The sequence below is a fragment of the Tepidimonas sp. genome, assembly GCF_029335975.1.
Taxonomy (GTDB): Bacteria; Pseudomonadota; Gammaproteobacteria; order Burkholderiales; family Burkholderiaceae_C; genus Tepidimonas.
In genome coordinates this window covers 1-15,794 of sequence record NZ_JARJMT020000188.1, presented here as the reverse complement: position 1 = coordinate 15,794, position 15,794 = coordinate 1, and the positions used below count along the sequence as shown (strand labels likewise).

14 protein-coding genes, 3 tRNA genes and 1 pseudogene are annotated in these 15,794 nt (G+C 66.7%); 10 read left to right on the top strand and 8 right to left on the bottom strand.

The window, feature by feature from the left end; translation table 11 throughout:
• The 5 genes from P3W97_RS10595 to P3W97_RS10575 form a co-directional block, all read right to left on the bottom strand.
• Positions 1 to 612: ribose-phosphate diphosphokinase (locus P3W97_RS10595; protein WP_300846545.1), on the bottom strand; the 612-nt coding region annotated here is incomplete at its 3' end.
• A 26-nt stretch (positions 613 to 638) separates the two neighbouring features.
• Positions 639 to 715: transfer RNA gene (locus P3W97_RS10590), tRNA-Gln, on the bottom strand.
• 64 nt (positions 716 to 779) lie between these two features.
• Positions 780 to 1,676, bottom strand: coding sequence for a 4-(cytidine 5'-diphospho)-2-C-methyl-D-erythritol kinase (ispE, locus tag P3W97_RS10585; RefSeq protein ID WP_300846543.1), 897 nt, complete (start codon positions 1,674 to 1,676; stop codon positions 780 to 782).
• Positions 1,677 to 1,679: 3 nt separating this feature from the next.
• Positions 1,680 to 2,168 carry an outer membrane lipoprotein LolB gene (locus P3W97_RS10580; protein WP_300846541.1) on the bottom strand — a complete coding sequence of 163 codons (489 nt, stop codon included), beginning with the start codon at positions 2,166 to 2,168 and terminating at the stop codon, positions 1,680 to 1,682.
• Positions 2,165 to 3,598 carry a tetratricopeptide repeat protein gene (locus P3W97_RS10575; RefSeq protein WP_300846539.1) on the bottom strand — a complete coding sequence of 478 codons (1,434 nt, stop codon included), beginning with the start codon at positions 3,596 to 3,598 and terminating at the stop codon, positions 2,165 to 2,167. The genes P3W97_RS10580 and P3W97_RS10575 overlap by 4 nt, the downstream gene beginning before the upstream one ends.
• A gap of 75 nt (positions 3,599 to 3,673) precedes the next feature.
• Between P3W97_RS10575 and mutM the strand changes: the two genes are divergently transcribed.
• Positions 3,674 to 4,486 carry a bifunctional DNA-formamidopyrimidine glycosylase/DNA-(apurinic or apyrimidinic site) lyase gene (mutM, locus tag P3W97_RS10570; protein WP_300846538.1) on the top strand — a complete coding sequence of 271 codons (813 nt, stop codon included), beginning with the start codon at positions 3,674 to 3,676 and terminating at the stop codon, positions 4,484 to 4,486.
• A gap of 83 nt (positions 4,487 to 4,569) precedes the next feature.
• On the top strand, positions 4,570 to 5,691 hold the full coding sequence (mutY, locus tag P3W97_RS10565; protein WP_300846535.1) for an A/G-specific adenine glycosylase: 1,122 nt from the start codon (positions 4,570 to 4,572) through the stop codon (positions 5,689 to 5,691).
• Here the strand turns inward: mutY and rapZ are convergent.
• The 3 genes and pseudogenes from rapZ to P3W97_RS10550 form a co-directional block, all read right to left on the bottom strand.
• Positions 5,676 to 6,539: pseudogene (gene rapZ / locus P3W97_RS10560) on the bottom strand (RNase adapter RapZ); the annotation flags it as partial. The gene mutY and the pseudogene rapZ sit on opposite strands and share 16 nt — an antisense overlap.
• Complete coding sequence (gene recN / locus P3W97_RS10555) at positions 6,536 to 8,182, bottom strand: DNA repair protein RecN (protein WP_300846533.1); 1,647 nt, start codon at positions 8,180 to 8,182, stop codon at positions 6,536 to 6,538. The gene recN and the pseudogene rapZ, both read right to left, overlap by 4 nt.
• A gap of 22 nt (positions 8,183 to 8,204) precedes the next feature.
• Positions 8,205 to 9,137: an NAD kinase gene (locus tag P3W97_RS10550; RefSeq protein WP_300846531.1), complete on the bottom strand. Its 933-nt coding sequence runs from the start codon at positions 9,135 to 9,137 to the stop codon at positions 8,205 to 8,207.
• Between the two features lie 36 nt (positions 9,138 to 9,173).
• On the opposite strand from P3W97_RS10550, the gene hrcA reads away from it, so the two are divergent.
• The 8 genes from hrcA to guaD form a co-directional block, all read left to right on the top strand.
• Positions 9,174 to 10,196 (top strand): heat-inducible transcriptional repressor HrcA, encoded by a 1,023-nt coding sequence (hrcA, locus tag P3W97_RS10545; RefSeq protein ID WP_300846528.1) that lies wholly within the window; start codon positions 9,174 to 9,176, stop codon positions 10,194 to 10,196.
• A 144-nt stretch (positions 10,197 to 10,340) separates the two neighbouring features.
• Positions 10,341 to 10,417 (top strand) — tRNA-Ile (locus P3W97_RS10540).
• 147 nt (positions 10,418 to 10,564) lie between these two features.
• Positions 10,565 to 12,043 (top strand): SulP family inorganic anion transporter, encoded by a 1,479-nt coding sequence (locus tag P3W97_RS10535; RefSeq protein WP_300846527.1) that lies wholly within the window; start codon positions 10,565 to 10,567, stop codon positions 12,041 to 12,043.
• A 14-nt stretch (positions 12,044 to 12,057) separates the two neighbouring features.
• Positions 12,058 to 12,921, top strand: coding sequence for a universal stress protein (locus tag P3W97_RS10530; RefSeq protein WP_300846525.1), 864 nt, complete (start codon positions 12,058 to 12,060; stop codon positions 12,919 to 12,921).
• A 36-nt stretch (positions 12,922 to 12,957) separates the two neighbouring features.
• Positions 12,958 to 13,034: transfer RNA gene (locus P3W97_RS10525), tRNA-Arg, on the top strand.
• Positions 13,035 to 13,092: 58 nt separating this feature from the next.
• Positions 13,093 to 13,872, top strand: a complete 780-nt coding sequence (aztA, locus tag P3W97_RS10520) for a zinc ABC transporter ATP-binding protein AztA (RefSeq protein ID WP_300846523.1) — start codon at positions 13,093 to 13,095, stop codon at positions 13,870 to 13,872.
• Positions 13,856 to 14,746, top strand: coding sequence for a metal ABC transporter permease (locus P3W97_RS10515; protein WP_300846521.1), 891 nt, complete (start codon positions 13,856 to 13,858; stop codon positions 14,744 to 14,746). The genes aztA and P3W97_RS10515 overlap by 17 nt, the downstream gene beginning before the upstream one ends.
• A gap of 47 nt (positions 14,747 to 14,793) precedes the next feature.
• Positions 14,794 to 15,794, top strand: a 1,001-nt coding sequence (gene guaD, locus P3W97_RS10510; RefSeq protein WP_300846519.1) for a guanine deaminase, incomplete at its 3' end; no start/stop codon positions are given.

Genomic DNA, 15,794 nt, shown 5'->3' with positions numbered 1-15,794 from the left:
GGGGCGACGCTTGTCGATGATGGCCATGTCGCAGTCGAGCTGCTTGGCCAGCGCCCGCGCACGCACCACGCCGCCGACGTCTGGCGAGACGACGAGCAGATTGGGGTAATTCTTTTGCCGCAGATCGCCCAGCAGCACCGGCGAAGCGTAGATGTTGTCCACCGGAATGTCGAAAAAGCCCTGGATCTGGTCGGCGTGCAGGTCCATGGTCAGCACGCGCTCGACCCCGACCACCTGCAACATGTTGGCCACGACCTTGGCGCTGATGGGCACGCGGCTGGAGCGCGGACGGCGATCTTGGCGCGCATAGCCAAAATAAGGGATCACCGCCGAGATGCGTGCAGCCGAGGCGCGCTTGAGCGCATCGACCATGATGACGAGCTCCATCAGGTTCTCGTTGGTCGGCGCGCAGGTGGGCTGGATGACGAACACGTCGCGGGCGCGGACGTTTTGGCCGATCTCGACCGTCACCTCACCGTCGGAGAAGCGGCCGACGTGGGCCGTACCCAGGCGGGTGCCCAAATGGCGGGCGATTTCAGCGGCCAGTGCCGGATTGGCATTGCCGGTGAAAAGCATGAAATCGGGAGCATGCGCTGGCGTCGAGCGTTCCATGGTGTAACCGGCACTGGGAAGAAATTTGGCAGGGGAGGAAGGATTCGAACCCTCGCATGTCGGAATCAAAATCCGATGCCTTAACCAACTTGGCGACTCCCCTACACAGGTTCGCCGCAGACGCGGCGAACCTCATGCAGCGTTGCTAGCAACTGCAGCAACAAGACTCACATTATAGCGCCTTTTTGCCACTCAACCAGCGGATGTGCCGGCAAACCGTGGCAGATCCGAATCTGCCAGCCGCTCGGCCAATCCGCCGATTGCACGGCGGCTGCTTCGGCCTCGCTGGACAGGGCCGCGAACACGGCGCTGCCCGAGCCGGTCATGCGGGGCTGCAGGCCCAGACGGCTCAGCCGCTCGAGGGCTGCGGCGACGTCGGCGCACAGGCGCATGGCCACGGGTTGCAGGTCGTTGCGGCCCCACGGTCGAACGGGGTCGGCCGCGATGCCTGCAACGAATGCCTCCATTTTAGCCAACGGTGTGGCCCGTTCGAGGTCGCTGGCTTGATAAATCACCGCGGTCGCGGTGCCGGCGGGGGGTTTGACGATCGCATAGCGGGCTGCGGGCAGGTCTACGGGTGTGAGCCGATCCCCGATGCCTTCGACCCAGGCATTGCGTCCCCCCAGAAAAAACGGCACGTCGGCACCCAGTCGCGCGCCAAGGCGGATCAGCGCATCGCGCGGCCATTCCAACCCCCATAAGCGGTTGAGGGCCATCAGGGTGCTGGCCGCATCGCTGGATCCACCGCCCAGGCCGGCCTGCTGTGGGATGCGCTTGTCCAGCACGATGTGCGCGCCCAGGGGGCTGCCGCTGGCCGCCTGCAAGGCGCGCGCGGCACGCAAACACAGATCATCCTCGGGCAGAGCGGGCGAGTCGTCGTTGGCGGCACGCAGGTCTTCGCGTGACAGGCGGCCATCGCGCCGCACTTCGAGGTGCAATGTGTCGGCCCAATTCACCAGCCGAAAGACCGATTGCAGTTCGTGATAGCCGTCAGCACGGCGGCCGGTGACATGCAGAAACAGATTGATCTTGGCGGGGGCGGGAATGTCGAGCAGTCGCTGCATGGGTCAGGGTTGCCAGAGCAGGCGCAAGTCGGCGGCAGGCGGGGGGGCGGTGCGGCGCGCGCGCAGTCGGCCTTGCGGCTGCTGTGTCAGATCCACCTCCCAGCCAGGGACGTCTTGGGCCGAGCCGCCAAGCCAGGCAAACAGAGCGGCGACCGGCAGCGGGGCGCCGGTCAGATCGGCGGTCAGGGTCTCCAGGCTGTCGTAGCGGCGGGGCGGTTCATCGCCGCGATCCAGCCAAGCAGCCGCGCCGTCCCAGCGAAGGGTTGCCAAAGTTTGCCCCAGGGGGGTGTACAGGCGCAACGCGCCTTGTGCGGGTGTGCCCTCCAGCTCGAAGCTGGCTGTCCAACGTTGGGGCGGCTGCGTTGCCAGGGTCAGCGCAAGCCGCCCGCTCCATGGTGCTGTCGTCGGGGCGGGGGGGGTGGCGCAGCCGGCGAGCAAGGCGCTGGCAGCAAGGGCGAGCACCAGCGCGCGCCGCCCGCAGGGCGGCCTCACGGCTCGACACCGAGGCGCTGCAGCGTCTCGGTCAAGGTTCGGTGGCGGCGGTCGAGCTCCAGTCCCTGGCGCCAGACCGCGCGCGCCAAGTCTGGCTCGCCCAGCACCCAGAGCACCTCGCCCAGGTGGGCCGCAATCTCGGCGTCCGGACGGCGTTGCATTGCATCGGTCAACAGACGCCGCGCTTCGGCCAGATTGCCCAGGCGAAACTCTACCCAACCCAGGCTGTCGATGATGTAGGCATCCTCGGGGGCGCGGCGCAGGGCTTCCTGGATCAGCGCCTTGGCCTCAGACAGGCGTTCGCCTCGGTCGGCCAAGGCGTAGCCCAGCGCGTTGTAGGCTTGGGGATCGTCCGGCTGGCGCGAGATGAGCTCGCGCAACAGGCGCTCCATCTCGTCCAGCCGCCCGAGTCGCTCGGCGGTCATGGCCTGTTCATACATCAGATCGGTGTCTGCCGGTGCGCTGCGCAGCGCCTGGTCCAGAAGGTCGTAGGCCGCCTGCGCATGGCCGTGATCGCGCAGCAAGCGGGCTTCGGCGAGCTGCAGGCGGCGCTGGCCCTCGGCGTCCAGGGAAGGCAATGGCTGCAGCAGAGCGCGGCCTTCGGCCAGCCGGCCGCGCTCTGCCAGCGCCCGTGCGTAGGCGATGCGCACGGCGGGGTCGGTGTCAGGCGTGTCCCGCGTGGCGAGCAGGTGGCGCTGGAGCAGGGACTCGGCATCGGCGGGCCAGGCGTCCAGCAGCTCCAGCGCCAGCAGCGCTGCGGGCGCGGAGCGGGGATCGGCGCGTACCGCCTGGCGTGCGGACTGCAGGGCGTCGGCGTCCTGTCCAGCCTGGCGCTGCACGCGCCCGAGCGCCGCCCAGGCCGCAGCCGCAGTGTCCGGCGCACGCAAGGAGGGCTCGAGCGCGACCCGGGCGGCCGCCACGGCTTGCGTCCGGTCTGTGGCGCGGGCCAGCGCTGCGGGCACCAGCGCAATCAGGCCAGGCCGGTGCGCGGCAGGGGCGGCGCGGATCCAGTCGCGCAGCAGCGGGCCTATCTCACGCACCTGCTGCAGGCCGATCAGCAATTGCAGCTGGGTGCGGCGCGCTTCGTCGTCGCTGGGCAGCGCTGCCGACCAGTCCCGGGCGGCGGTCAATGCGGCTTGGGGAGCGCGGCCTTGCAAGGCGATTTCGATGGCGCGTCGGAACAGCTCCGGCTGCCGGGTGCGCTTGGCTGCATCGAGGATGAGCGAATATGCCGCGCCAGGGTCGGTCCGGTGCTGCATTTCGGCCAGCACAAGCTGGTAGAACAGCTCGGCATCGAGTGCCGAGGGCTGCGCGGGCCGCACCACGGGGGTATCGGACGAGGCGGGGGCCGTCTGTCCCAGGGTCACCGGGGCGTGCCACAGGAAGCCGATCAGCCAAGGGGCAAGGAGTGTTAGGCGCAGGCGCGGCATGGAGGTTCCATCACAGGGAATGCCCGATTGATCATAATCCAGCGCATTCGTTCATGCCCTGGCGCGCCGATCCCCATGCCCGAGTTGCCCGAAGTCGAAGTCACCCGGCTGCGCATTGCCGATCGGCTGGTCGGCGCGCGCATCGCGGCCGTGTGGACGGGCCAGCCGCTGCGCTGGCCGCTGGGGGTGGCGCCACAGGCGCTGGTGGGGCGCCAGGTGCGGGCGGTGCGGCGGCGGGGCAAGTATCTGCTGGTTGATCTGGACGAGGGCCTGTTGCTGCTGCATCTGGGCATGTCGGGCAGTCTGACGATGGGCGAGGCGTTGCCGCCGCCGGGGCGCCATGACCATGTGGATCTGCACACCGATCGCGGCACGCTGCGGCTGCACGATCCGCGCCGCTTTGGCGCCGTGGTCTATGCGCGCGGCGAGGACGACGCGCTGGCGCAGCGACTGCTGGGTGGTCTGGGGGTGGAGCCGCTGGAGCCCGCGTTCGACCCGATCCGCTTCCATGCTGCGCTGCGCGGTCGGCGCGCCCCGATCAAAACCGTGCTGTTGGCGGGCGATATCGTGGTCGGGGTCGGCAACATCTATGCGAGTGAGGCGCTGTTTTTGGCCGGCATTCGACCGACGACGCCGGCCATGCGCCTGAGTCGGCCGCGCGCAGCTCGGTTGCATGCCGCCATTCGCCAGGTGTTGCAGCGCGCCTTGGCCGTTGGGGGCAGCACCCTGCGGGACTTTCGCGTCGATGGGCAGGGCGGCTACTTCCAACTCGAGATGTGGGTCTACGACCGCGCCGGCCAGCCGTGCCGGGTGTGCGGCACGCCGATCCGCATGATCCGCCAGGGCCAGCGCTCCAGCTACTACTGCCCGCGCTGCCAAACCTATTGAGCGGTTTCATCATGGGGCACGGCAGAGGGCCGAGCAATGGGGTTGCAGGCGCAGGTCGAGCGCGTGAGGGATCGCTGATGGGTATGTGTACACCTGAGATTCCCACGGCGCTGCGGCGGTCGTTTTTTGCGCGGGTCGTCGCATGGCAGCGGCAGCACGGTCGGCACGATCTGCCTTGGCAGGGCACGCGCGATCCGTACCGGGTCTGGCTGTCCGAGATCATGTTGCAACAAACGCAGGTGCGGACCGTGCTTGCTTACTACGGGCGGTTTTTGCAGCGCTTTCCCACCGTGCACGCATTGGCCGACGCCTCTTTGGACGAAGTGTTGGCCCTGTGGAGCGGACTGGGCTACTACAGCCGGGCGCGCCATCTGCACGCTTGCGCGCAGGCCGTGGTCGCGCAGCATGGCGGGCGTTTTCCGGCCAGCGCCGAGGCCCTGGCCACCTTGCCCGGGATCGGTGCTTCGACCGCGGCAGCGATTGCGGCGTTTTGCTTCGGCGAGCGCCGCTCCATCCTGGATGGCAATGTGCGGCGGGTGTTGTCCCGGGTGCTCGCCGAGGCCGGTGACCCGGCCCGTGCGGACACGCAGCGGGCTCTGTGGAGCGCTGCCCAAGCGCTGCTGCCAACCGATGCCGCGCCGCACGACATGGCGGCCTACACCCAAGGACTGATGGACCTGGGCGCGACGGTGTGCACCCGCAGCCGTCCCCGGTGCGACGCCTGCCCCGTGGCTGCGCTGTGTGCAGGACGGGCCAGCGGTGATCCCACCGCATGGCCGCGCCAAACCGTGCGGGCAGCCCGGCGCACCGAGGCCTGGTGCCTGCCGCTGTACCTGCGCGCGGACGGCGCTTGGTGGCTGCAGCGCCGCCCCGCACGGGGCATCTGGGCGGGGCTGTGGGCGCCGCCTGTGCTGTCTGCGATCGAGGGGCTCACGGCGTGGTTGCGAGACCAGCCAGGTGTGCAGGCGGACTGGCCTGTAGCGTTTGACCACGCGCTGACGCACCGGCAGCTGCGGCTGCAGCCGGTGGTGTGCCGTTTGCCTGTGTCATCCGATGTGCTCAGCGCCCCGCAGGCGCCGGGAGTGCAGCCCGATCAGGGCGCCTGGTGCTCACCATCCGAGGCACTGGCGCTTGGGTTGCCAGCCCCCATACGCGTCTGGCTCGAAAGCCTGGATTCGGGCAGCCGTACATCCAGCTCCCGGTGACGGCGCTGCACCGACCAGGTCGCGGCGAAGTGGGCGGCCAGCCGCTCCACCAGATAGACCGAGCGGTGCTGGCCGCCGGTGCAGCCAATCGCAACCGTGACATAGCTGCGGTGGTCGCGCACCATCCCGGGCAGCCAGTGCTCCAGGAAGGCGGTGATCTGCGCCTGCATGGCGGCGACTTCGGGCTCGGCGTCAAGGTAGGCGGCCACCGGGGCATCCAGCCCCGTCAGCGCACGCAGCGCCGGTTCGTAGTGTGGATTGGGCAGCATGCGCACATCGAACACATAGTCCGCGTCCATGGGGATGCCGCGCTTGAAAGCGAAGGACTCGAACACCAGGGTCAGCGGTGCGGGGGCGTGCAGCAGCAGGGCCTTGACCTCGGTGCGCAACTGGGCAGCCTTGAGTTGACTCGTGTCGATGACCAGCGCCCCCTCGCGCAGCGCCGCGAGCAGCTCGCGTTCCAGCGCCAAGGCATCGACCAGGGCACGGCGCTGGTCGGCAGTGCCGCGTACCGACAGGGGGTGCATGCGCCGGGTTTCAGAGTAGCGGCGCACCAGCACGTCATCGGTCGCGTCGAGGAACAGCACAGTCAGGGCAACCCCGCTCTGGCGCAGGGCCGTCAGCCGCTGTGGCAGGCCTGGCAGCGACGTCGCACTGCGCACGTCGATCGCCACTGCCACCCGTTCGGCCTGATGCTCCCGCTCGACGGCGATAAAGGCCTCCAGCAGCTCGGGCGGCAGGTTGTCCACGCAGTAAAAGCCGGAGTCCTCCAAGGCATGCAGGGCGACCGACTTGCCCGAGCCAGACATTCCGGTGATCAGCACCACATGTGGGGTGGGGGAGGTCATACCTTTAATAGCTCCCGGGCGTGGGCCCGTGATGTGTCGGAACTGTGGCCACCGAGCATGCGCGCCAGCTCCTCGACGCGCGCCTCGCCCTCCAGGGGTGTGACCTGGCTGACCGCGGCCTGGCCCTGCTGAACCTTGCTCACTTGCAGATGGTGGTGGGCGCAGGCGGCCACCTGGGGCAGGTGGGTCACAGCAAGCACCTGCCGGTCGGCACCGAGCCGACGCATGAGTCGCCCCACCGTGTGGGCGACCGTCCCCCCGATCCCGCTGTCCACCTCGTCAAAGATCAGCGTCGGGGCCTCGCCCAACTGGCTGGTCACGACGGCGATCGCCAGCGCGATGCGCGACAGCTCACCGCCGGAGGCCACCTTGCCGACGGGGCGGGGCGTGACGCCGGGATGGCCCGCCACCAAAAAGTCGACCCGTTCCAGCCCCGAGGCTTGCGGCTCGGGCAGTGGCTCCAAGCGGACTTCGAATCGGCCGCCCGCCATACCCAGGCCTTGCATCGCCTCGGTGATGGCGGCACTCAACCGCTCGGCCGCCGGCTGGCGCTGGCGCGAGACGGCCTGGGCCTCGGCCAGGAAAGCCTGCCGTGTCCGCTCGACCTGCGCGCGCAGGGTGTCCAGGTCGGCGGCTTGCTCCAGCGCGCGCAGCCGTGCTTGCCAGTCTTGCCAGCGTTGGGGCAGCTCCTGCGGCGGGCAACGGTAACGCCGTGCCAGCCCCATCCAGCGCGACAAACGCTCATCCAAGGCCGCCAGGGCGGCGGGATCCAGCTCGGTGTGACGGGCCTGGTGCTGCAGGTCGCGGCAGGCATCGTCAATCTGCGCCTGGGCCTGCTGGAGCGCATCGGCGATGGCCCCATAACGGGGCTCGATGTGCTGCTGATCCCGCAGGGTGTGGATGGCCTGTCCGATCAGCCGTGACGCATTGACCTCCTCGCCGTCCAGCGCGCCAAGGGCGGCCTGCGCCGCGTCGATCAAGGTTTGCGCATGCGCCAGCCGGGCATGCTGTCGGTTGAGGTCCTCCCATTCGTCCATGCCGGGGGCCAGACGGCCCACCTCATCCACCTGCCACTGCAGACGTTCCCGTTCGGCCTCGCGGGTGTTCTGGGTGGCCTCGGCTGACTCCAGCGCGGCGATGGCCGCACGCCACGCCGCCCATGCGGCACGCAGCGCCGACGTGTCCAGCCGGGCATAGCGGTCCAGCAGCTCGCGTACGGTGTCGGGACGGGTCAAGCTTTGCCAGGCGTGCTGGCCGTGGATGTCCACCAGGTGTTCACCCAACGACCGCAACTGCGCTGCCGTGGCCGCGCTGCCGTTGATCCAGCCCCGGCTGCGGCCCTGCACATCGACCGTGCGGCGCAGCAGCACCGGCTCGCCCGGCGCGGCATCGAAACCCTGTTCCGCCAGCCAGGCTGCGGCAGCGGGTGGGATGTCGAACTCACCCGCCACCTCAGCGCGGTTGGCTCCCTCACGCACCAACTGCGCTTCGGCCCGCCCCCCCAGCAGCAGTTGCAGGGCATCGATCAGGATGGACTTACCCGCCCCCGTCTCGCCCGTGAGCGCCGTGAACCCAGGGCCCAGGTCCACCTCCAGGGTATGGACGATGACAAAATCGCGAACCGCCAGCCGCAGCCAGCTCATGCGTCATCCCCCTGTGCACGGATCATGCCACCACTCCCTCGTTCCAGTGCAGCTTGCGCCGCAGGGTGTCGAAATAGCTCCAGCCCACCGGATGCAGCAACCGCAGCGTATGGATCGAGCGGCGCACCGCGATCCGGTCGCCTGGCAACAAGCTGGTGAAGGTCTGCATGTCGAAATGCGCACTCGGCTCCCGTCCCGCGACGACTTCAATCGCGATTTCACCGTCGCTGGGCAGTACGATGGGGCGGTTGGACAAGGTGTGGGGGGCGATGGGTACCATGATCCACCCGGCGATGGCTGGGTGGATGAGCGGCCCGCCCGCTGACAGCGCATAGGCGGTGGAACCTGTGGGCGATGCGATGATCAGCCCGTCGGCGCGCTGATTGGCGACGAAGTGGCCGTCCACCTCTACACGCAGCTCCACCATGCTGGGGGCGCCGCCTCGGTTGACGACCACGTCGTTCATGGCAATGGCTTGGAACACGCAGTGGCCATCGCGCCAGACGCCCGCTTGCATCAGGGCACGGTACTCCTCTTCATAGGCGCCGCGCAGCATCGGGCGGAGAATGTCCGCAAAACGGTCGAACGGAATATCGGTGATGAAGCCCAAGCGCCCCTGGTTGATGCCGATGAGTGGCACGCCGCAAGGCCCAAGCTGGCGGCCGATGCCCAGCATCGTGCCGTCGCCGCCGACCACCAAGGCCAGGTCGCAGTGGGCGCCGATGCCAGCAACGTCCAATATTCCGTCGCCCATCGGCCCCATGTGGTGCGCCGTCTCGCGCTCCAGCGTGACCTCGCACCCTTGCTCGTGCAGGAAGTGTACCACCCGCTCGAGCGCGTCGCGGCTGCCGCTCGCATGGTATTTGCCCACCAGTGCGACCCGCCGAAACTGCAGCGCAAGGTCGGACTCGGCATGCGGCGCGGGCGATGAGGGCAGCGCAGAGGGACGATTCATGCTCAAATTACAACATGGCTTTCTGACGGTGGGATGATGTTAGACGAGCGTTCCAAATTGCTGCTCAAGGCGTTGGTCGAGCGCTACATCGCCGACGGCCAGCCGGTGGGTTCGCGCACGCTGTCCAAGGCAGCGGGGCTCGATCTGTCTCCAGCGACCATCCGCAATGTGATGAGCGACCTGGAGGATTTGGGCTTGGTGGCCAGCCCGCATACCTCGGCCGGACGCGTACCGACGCCGCGCGGATACCGCTACTTCGTCGATACGATGTTGACCGTGCGGCGCAGCGAGCTGCCCGAAATCGATGCCTTGTCGGCGCCAACGTTGGCGGCCGAACAGCCCCGCCAGGTGCTCAGCCAAGCGGCGCAATTGCTGTCGCAGCTCTCGCACTTCGTGGGGGTGGTTCGAGTGCCGCGGCGACCGGTGGTGTTTCGGCACATTGAGTTTTTGCGCCTGTCTGAGCGGCGGGTGTTGGTCATTCTGGTGTCGCCGGATGGCGATGTGCAAAACCGCATCCTGCATCCGCACAGTGAGTTCACGCAGGATCAGTTGCAATCGGCTGCCAATTTCCTCAATGCCCACTACGCTGGGTTGACGCTCGATACCGTGCGCGAGCGCTTGCGTCACGAAGTCGACGCGCTGCGCGGCGAGATCGCAGCCCTGATGCTCAAGGCCGTCGAGGCCGGCAGCGATGCGGCCGAGACCGACGAGGTGGTCATCGCGGGCGAGCGCAATCTGTTGGCCGTAGACGAGTTTGCCCGCGATATGGGCAACCTGCGCAAATTATTCGATCTGTTCGAGCAAAAAACTCAGGTGATGCGGCTGCTCGACATTTCCAGCCAGGCCGACGGCGTGCGGATTTTCATCGGCGGCGACAGCCAAGTGGTGCCCTATGAGGAGCTGTCTGTGGTCAGCGCACCTTACGAGGTCGACGGTCAGGTGGTGGGCACGCTCGGGGTCATCGGCCCGCAGCGCATGCCCTACGACCGTATGATCCAGATCGTCGACATCACGGCCAAGCTGGTCGGCCACGCACTGAGCCAAACCCGCGCGGGGTGAGCGCGGGCCGCTACAATCCTGTCGTCGGTCTATGGGCTACTGCTCGGTGCTGCAGACGGTCTCGAGTTAGTATCGGTTGCGGGTCACGGCGGTGGTCGGGCGTCCTCGCCACACAGGTCCGCAGCGCATGGCACGAGTCAAACCGGGCTCATAGCTCAATCGGTTAGAGCAGCGGACTCATAATCCGTTGGTTGCAGGTTCGAGTCCTGCTGGGCCCACCACGACGCCGGACCGGACCCGGATCCGGCAATCCATACGCCTCGCCTCTGCGGCTCCAGGTTGAGCAAGTGAGCGTGTAACGGAGCCGGCTTGCGGCGCTGCCGTGGCCACACCGATACGGCCCCGTTCCCTATCGATCCAAACGAAGTATGTTGAAATCTTTGCGCCAGGACTGGCTCTCCAACATCCGCAATGATTTGCTTGCGGGCCTCGTCGTCGCGCTGGCACTCATCCCCGAGGCCATCGCCTTTTCGGTGATTGCGGGCGTCGATCCCAAGGTGGGGCTCTATGCCTCGTTCTGCATCGCCACGGTCATTGCATTCACCGGAGGCCGTCCAGGCATGGTGTCCGGAGCCACGGGCGCGATGGCACTGCTGATGGTGACGCTGGTCAAGGAGCACGGCTTGCAATACCTGCTGGCCGCCACGGTGCTGACGGGTGTACTCCAAATCATCGCGGGCTGGCTCAAGCTCGGTGCTTTGATGCGATTCGTCTCGCGCTCGGTCATCACCGGTTTTGTCAATGCGCTGGCCATCCTGATCTTCATAGCGCAGATACCCGAGCTGACCCATGTGACATGGCATGTCTACGCCATGACGGCAGCGGGTCTGGGCATCATCTACGGCTTTCCCTACATCACCAACGCCGTGCCGTCGCCGCTGGTGGCCATCGTCGTGCTGACCGGCGTCGCGATCTTCCTCGGCCTCGACATTCGCACCGTGGGCGACATGGGCCAGCTGCCCGACAGCCTGCCGGTGTTCCTGCTGCCGGATGTACCGCTGAACCTTGAAACCTTGGCGATCATCTTCCCGGTCTCGGCTACCTTGGCGGTCGTTGGTCTGCTGGAATCCATGATGACGGCTTCCATCGTCGATGACCTGACCGACTCCAACAGCAACAAAAACCGCGAATGCGTGGGGCAGGGTATTGCCAATATCGCCTCGGGCTTCCTCGGTGGGATGGCCGGTTGCGCGATGATCGGCCAGTCGGTCATCAATGTGAAGTCGGGGGGTCGTGGCCGACTCTCCACACTGGCTGCCGGGGTGTTCCTGTTGTTGATGGTGGTGTTCATCGGCGACTGGGTCGCGCAGATTCCGATGGCGGCCTTGGTCGCGGTGATGATCATGGTGTCCATCGGCACCTTCAACTGGGCTTCCATTCGCAACCTGCGCGAGCACCCCAAAAGCTCCAGTATCGTGATGTTGGCCACCGTGGTGGTGACGGTCGGCACCCACGACTTGGCCAAGGGCGTGCTGGTCGGCGTGCTGCTGTCCGGCATTTTCTTCGCCCATAAGGTGGGGCAGATTTTGCGCGTCACCTCCCGCACCGAGGACGAGGGGCGCATGCGCGTCTACACCGTTACGGGGCAGGTGTTCTTCGCTTCGGCGGATCGTTTCATCAATGCCTTTGATTACAAGGAGGTCATCGAGAAGGTGCGCATCGACGTCAGCCGCGCACATTTCTGGGACATCACCGCCGTCAGCGCCCTGGACAAGGTGGTCATCAAGTTCCGCCGTGAAGCCACCGAGGTGGAAGTCATCGGCTTGAACGAAGCCAGCGCCACGCTGGTGGACAAGTTCGCCGTACATGACAAAGACGGTGCCGAAGACATGTTGATGGGCCATTGAGAGGAAGCCGGATCATGAACAACGAAAACAAGGTGTTGGCCTGTGTGGACCAGTCCCGCTTTGCCGATTACGTGGCCGACTACGCGGCGTGGGCCGCTCGGCGCATGGATGCACCGCTGGAATTTCTGCACGTCATCGATCGCCATCCCGAGTTGGGCTCCGGCGACGATCACAGCGGCGCCATCGGCATCGATGCGCAGGAACATCTGCTGAGCAAGCTCTCCGCCGACGACGAGGTCCGCGCCAAACAGGCGCGCGAACAAGGCCGTATCTTCCTCAACCGCCTGCGCGAGCGGGCGATGGCAGCCGGGGTGGCGCTGGTCGATGTTCGTCAGCGGTACGGCGAGCTGGAGGAAACGCTTGCAGAGCAGGCTGAGGGCGTGCGCCTGTTGGTTTTAGGTCGGCGTGGGCAAGCCGCCGAGGCCACCCAGCGCGACCTGGGTCGCAATGTCGAGCGCGTGGTGCGCGCTCTGCGCAAGCCCATTTTGACCGTGACAGAGGGATTCAAAGAGCCGCAGCGCGTGATGATCGCCTTCGATGGCGGCCACGTGACGCGGCGGGGCGTCGAGATGGTCGCGAGCAGCGCGTTGTTTCGGGGTTTGCCAATCTATTTGCTGATGGCCGGACAGGGCAGCCAGGACGCGTCCAAGCAGATCGACTGGGCCAAGAACATCCTGGAGACGGCAGGCTTTGAGGTGACCGCATCGTTGATCCCGGGCGACGCAGAGACGGTCATCGCCAAAACCGTTCGAGCGCAGTCCATCGATATGTTGATCATGGGGGCGTTCGGTCACTCGCCGCTGCGCAGCCTGCTGTTCGGCAGCAAGACGACCGAGTTGCTGCGCTCATCGCGCATCCCGACCTTGTTGCTGCGATAGCCAGGGCGAAATGGTGTACAATGCAATCTTCAGCAAGCGGCTGTAGCTCAGTTGGATAGAGTACTTGGCTACGAACCAAGGGGTCGTGGGTTCGAATCCTGCCAGCCGCGCCATATATCCAAAGCCAGTCTAAGCGACTGGCTTTTTTTCTGTGTGTGTCCTGGACATCACATGCCCGATCCAGCCGACATCGAACTGCTGGACCTGACCGCTGGCTACGAGCGCCATCCGGCCGTGCACCACGTCAGCCTGCGCTGGCGGCGCGGGGACTTGGCCGCGGTCGTTGGTCCGAACGGGGCGGGCAAGTCCACCCTGCTCAAGTGCGTGGCTGGGCGGATGCGCCCTATGCATGGCGAGGTGCGTGGGCTTTGCCCGAGCGAGGTGGCCTACCTGCCGCAGACCAGTGAGGTCGATCGGTTTTTCCCGGTGACGGTGCTGGAGCTGGTGGCGATGGGTTTGTGGCACGAGCTGGGCCTATGGAGGCGGCCCTCGCGGGCGCAGCGCGAGCGGGTCCAGGCGGCCATCGCGGCGGTGGGCTTGCAGGGCTTCGAGTCGCGCACACTCGATACCCTTTCAGGCGGGCAGTTCCAGCGGGCGCTGTTCGCTCGCTTGATGTTGCAGGACGCTGCGGTCGTGCTGCTGGACGAGCCGTTTACCGGGGTCGATGCGCGTACGCTCGAAGATTTGGTGTGCGCCTTGCAGCGTTGGCACGAGGAGGGGCGCACCGTGATTGCGGTGCTGCACGATTTGGAACTGGTCCGAGCGGTTTTCCCGACGGCGACGCTGCTGGCGCGCGAGCTGGTCGCCCATGGTCCGACCGCGCAGGTGTTGACCGATGCCCACCTGCTGCGCGCCCGCCAGTTGCAAGAAGCATTCGACGAGCGGGCGCCGCTGTGCGACATCGAGGCGAAGGCAAATGCCGGGGAGGCGCCGCATGGACACCGGCATTGACATGCTGCTGACGTGGTTGGGCACGGCCTCGGGGCTGGAGTTCGACTTTATGCGCCGCGCCGCGCTGGGCTGTCTGCTGTTGGCGCTGGGTTCGGCCCCGGTGGGTGTTTTTTTGATGCTGCGCCGCATGAGCCTGATGGGCGATGTGATGTCCCACGCCATCCTGCCCGGCGCGGCCATTGGATATTTGTTGGCTGGCTTGTCGCTGCCCGCCATGACGCTGGGTGGGGTGCTGGGGGGCTTGATCGTGGCCGCGGCGGCCGGTGTGGTCGCGCGGCACACGGTGATGCGCGAGGACGCCGCTTTGGCGGTGTTCTACCTCGTCTCACTCGCGCTCGGGGTCCTGATTTTGTCGGTGCGCGGCAGCCAAGTGGATTTGCTGCATGTGCTCTTTGGCACGGTGCTGGCGCTGGAAGGGTCGGTGCTGGCGCTGCTGGGTGCCGTGGCGCTGCTCACCGTCATGGGCTTGGCCCTATTGTGGCGGCCCTTGGTGCTGGAGTGCGTGGATCCGGCGTTTCTGCGCGGCGTCAGCGCGTGGGGCGCTGTGGCACACCACGGATTTTTGGCCTTGGTGGTGATCAACTTGGTGGCGGCATTCCATGCCCTCGGCACGCTGATGGCAGTCGGCATGATGGTGCTGCCGGCGGCCAGTGCGCGGTTTTGGTTTCGCCGCCTGCAGCCGATGCTGTTGGCGGCTGTCGCCACCGCTGCAGTGGGGTCGCTGCTGGGGCTGTGGTGGTCGTATGTGGCGGACTGGCCGACCAGCCCGGCGATCGTGTTGCTGCTGGGGGCGTGGTATGCGGTGTCGATGCTGATCGGCCGCCACGGCTGGTGGCATCAGCGGCGGGTTCCGCACCGTCATCTCAAGGGGTAAAAGGCGCATGTCACCGCTGTGTCGCGCGAAGCGGCTAAGCTTGAGGAATGCAAGCGTGGCGCGCCTCTTTGCTTTGGTTTGATTCGCATGCAAACGAGCCTCGGCCCCGGTATGAAGACGACGGTCTGTTGGTCACGGCCGCTGGCGCCGACGATGTGTACCGAGTTGTTGCCGTGGGTGCCTTCGATGCGCTGCGATCGGCGTATCCCGATGTCCCGCTCATCGACCGCCGCGGACGGCTCATCGCGCCGGGCTTTATCGATTTGCACATCCACTACCCTCAGACGGATGTGATCGGATCGCCGGCCCATGGTTTGCTGCCCTGGCTTAAGCAATATGCCTTTGCGCACGAAATGCGCTTCGCCGACCTGGCGCACGCGCGCGAGGTCGCGCGGTTTTTTTGCGACGAGCTGCTGCGCAACGGCGTCACCACGGCGCTGACGTTTGCAACCGCTCATCCCGGTTCGGTCGATGCGGTGCTGGCCGAGGCCGAGGCCCGTGGGCTGCGTTGTATCGCCGGCAAGGTGCTTCAAGACCGGCACAGCCCCGATGGCTTACGCGACAACACCGAACAGTCCTTGCGCGACACCGAGGCTTTGATCACCCGCTGGCACGGCCGTGGGCGGCTGGGTTATGCCATCACGCCGCGCTTTGCCCCGAGTTGCAGCGACGCCCAGATGCGCGGCGCCGCCGAACTGGCGGCCCGCTACCCGGATGTCTGGATCCAGTCCCATGTGGCCGAGAACGTGGATGAGCTGCGTTGGGTCCGTGAGATCTATCCCTGCGACCGCAGTTACCTGGCCGTCTACGAGCGCTTTGGCTTGCTGCGCGAGCGTGCGGTCTACGCCCATGGCATCTATCTGGATGCGGACGATCACCGGGCACTGGTCCGCAGCGGTGCAGCGATTGCGGTGTCGCCAACGAGCAACCTGTTCCTGGGCAGCGGTTTTTTCGATTATGCGCAAGCGCTCGCGGGCGGGGTGCGCCTGGGCCTGGCCAGTGACGTGGGTGGGGGCATGAGCTTTAGTCCCTTTGCGACCATGCGGGC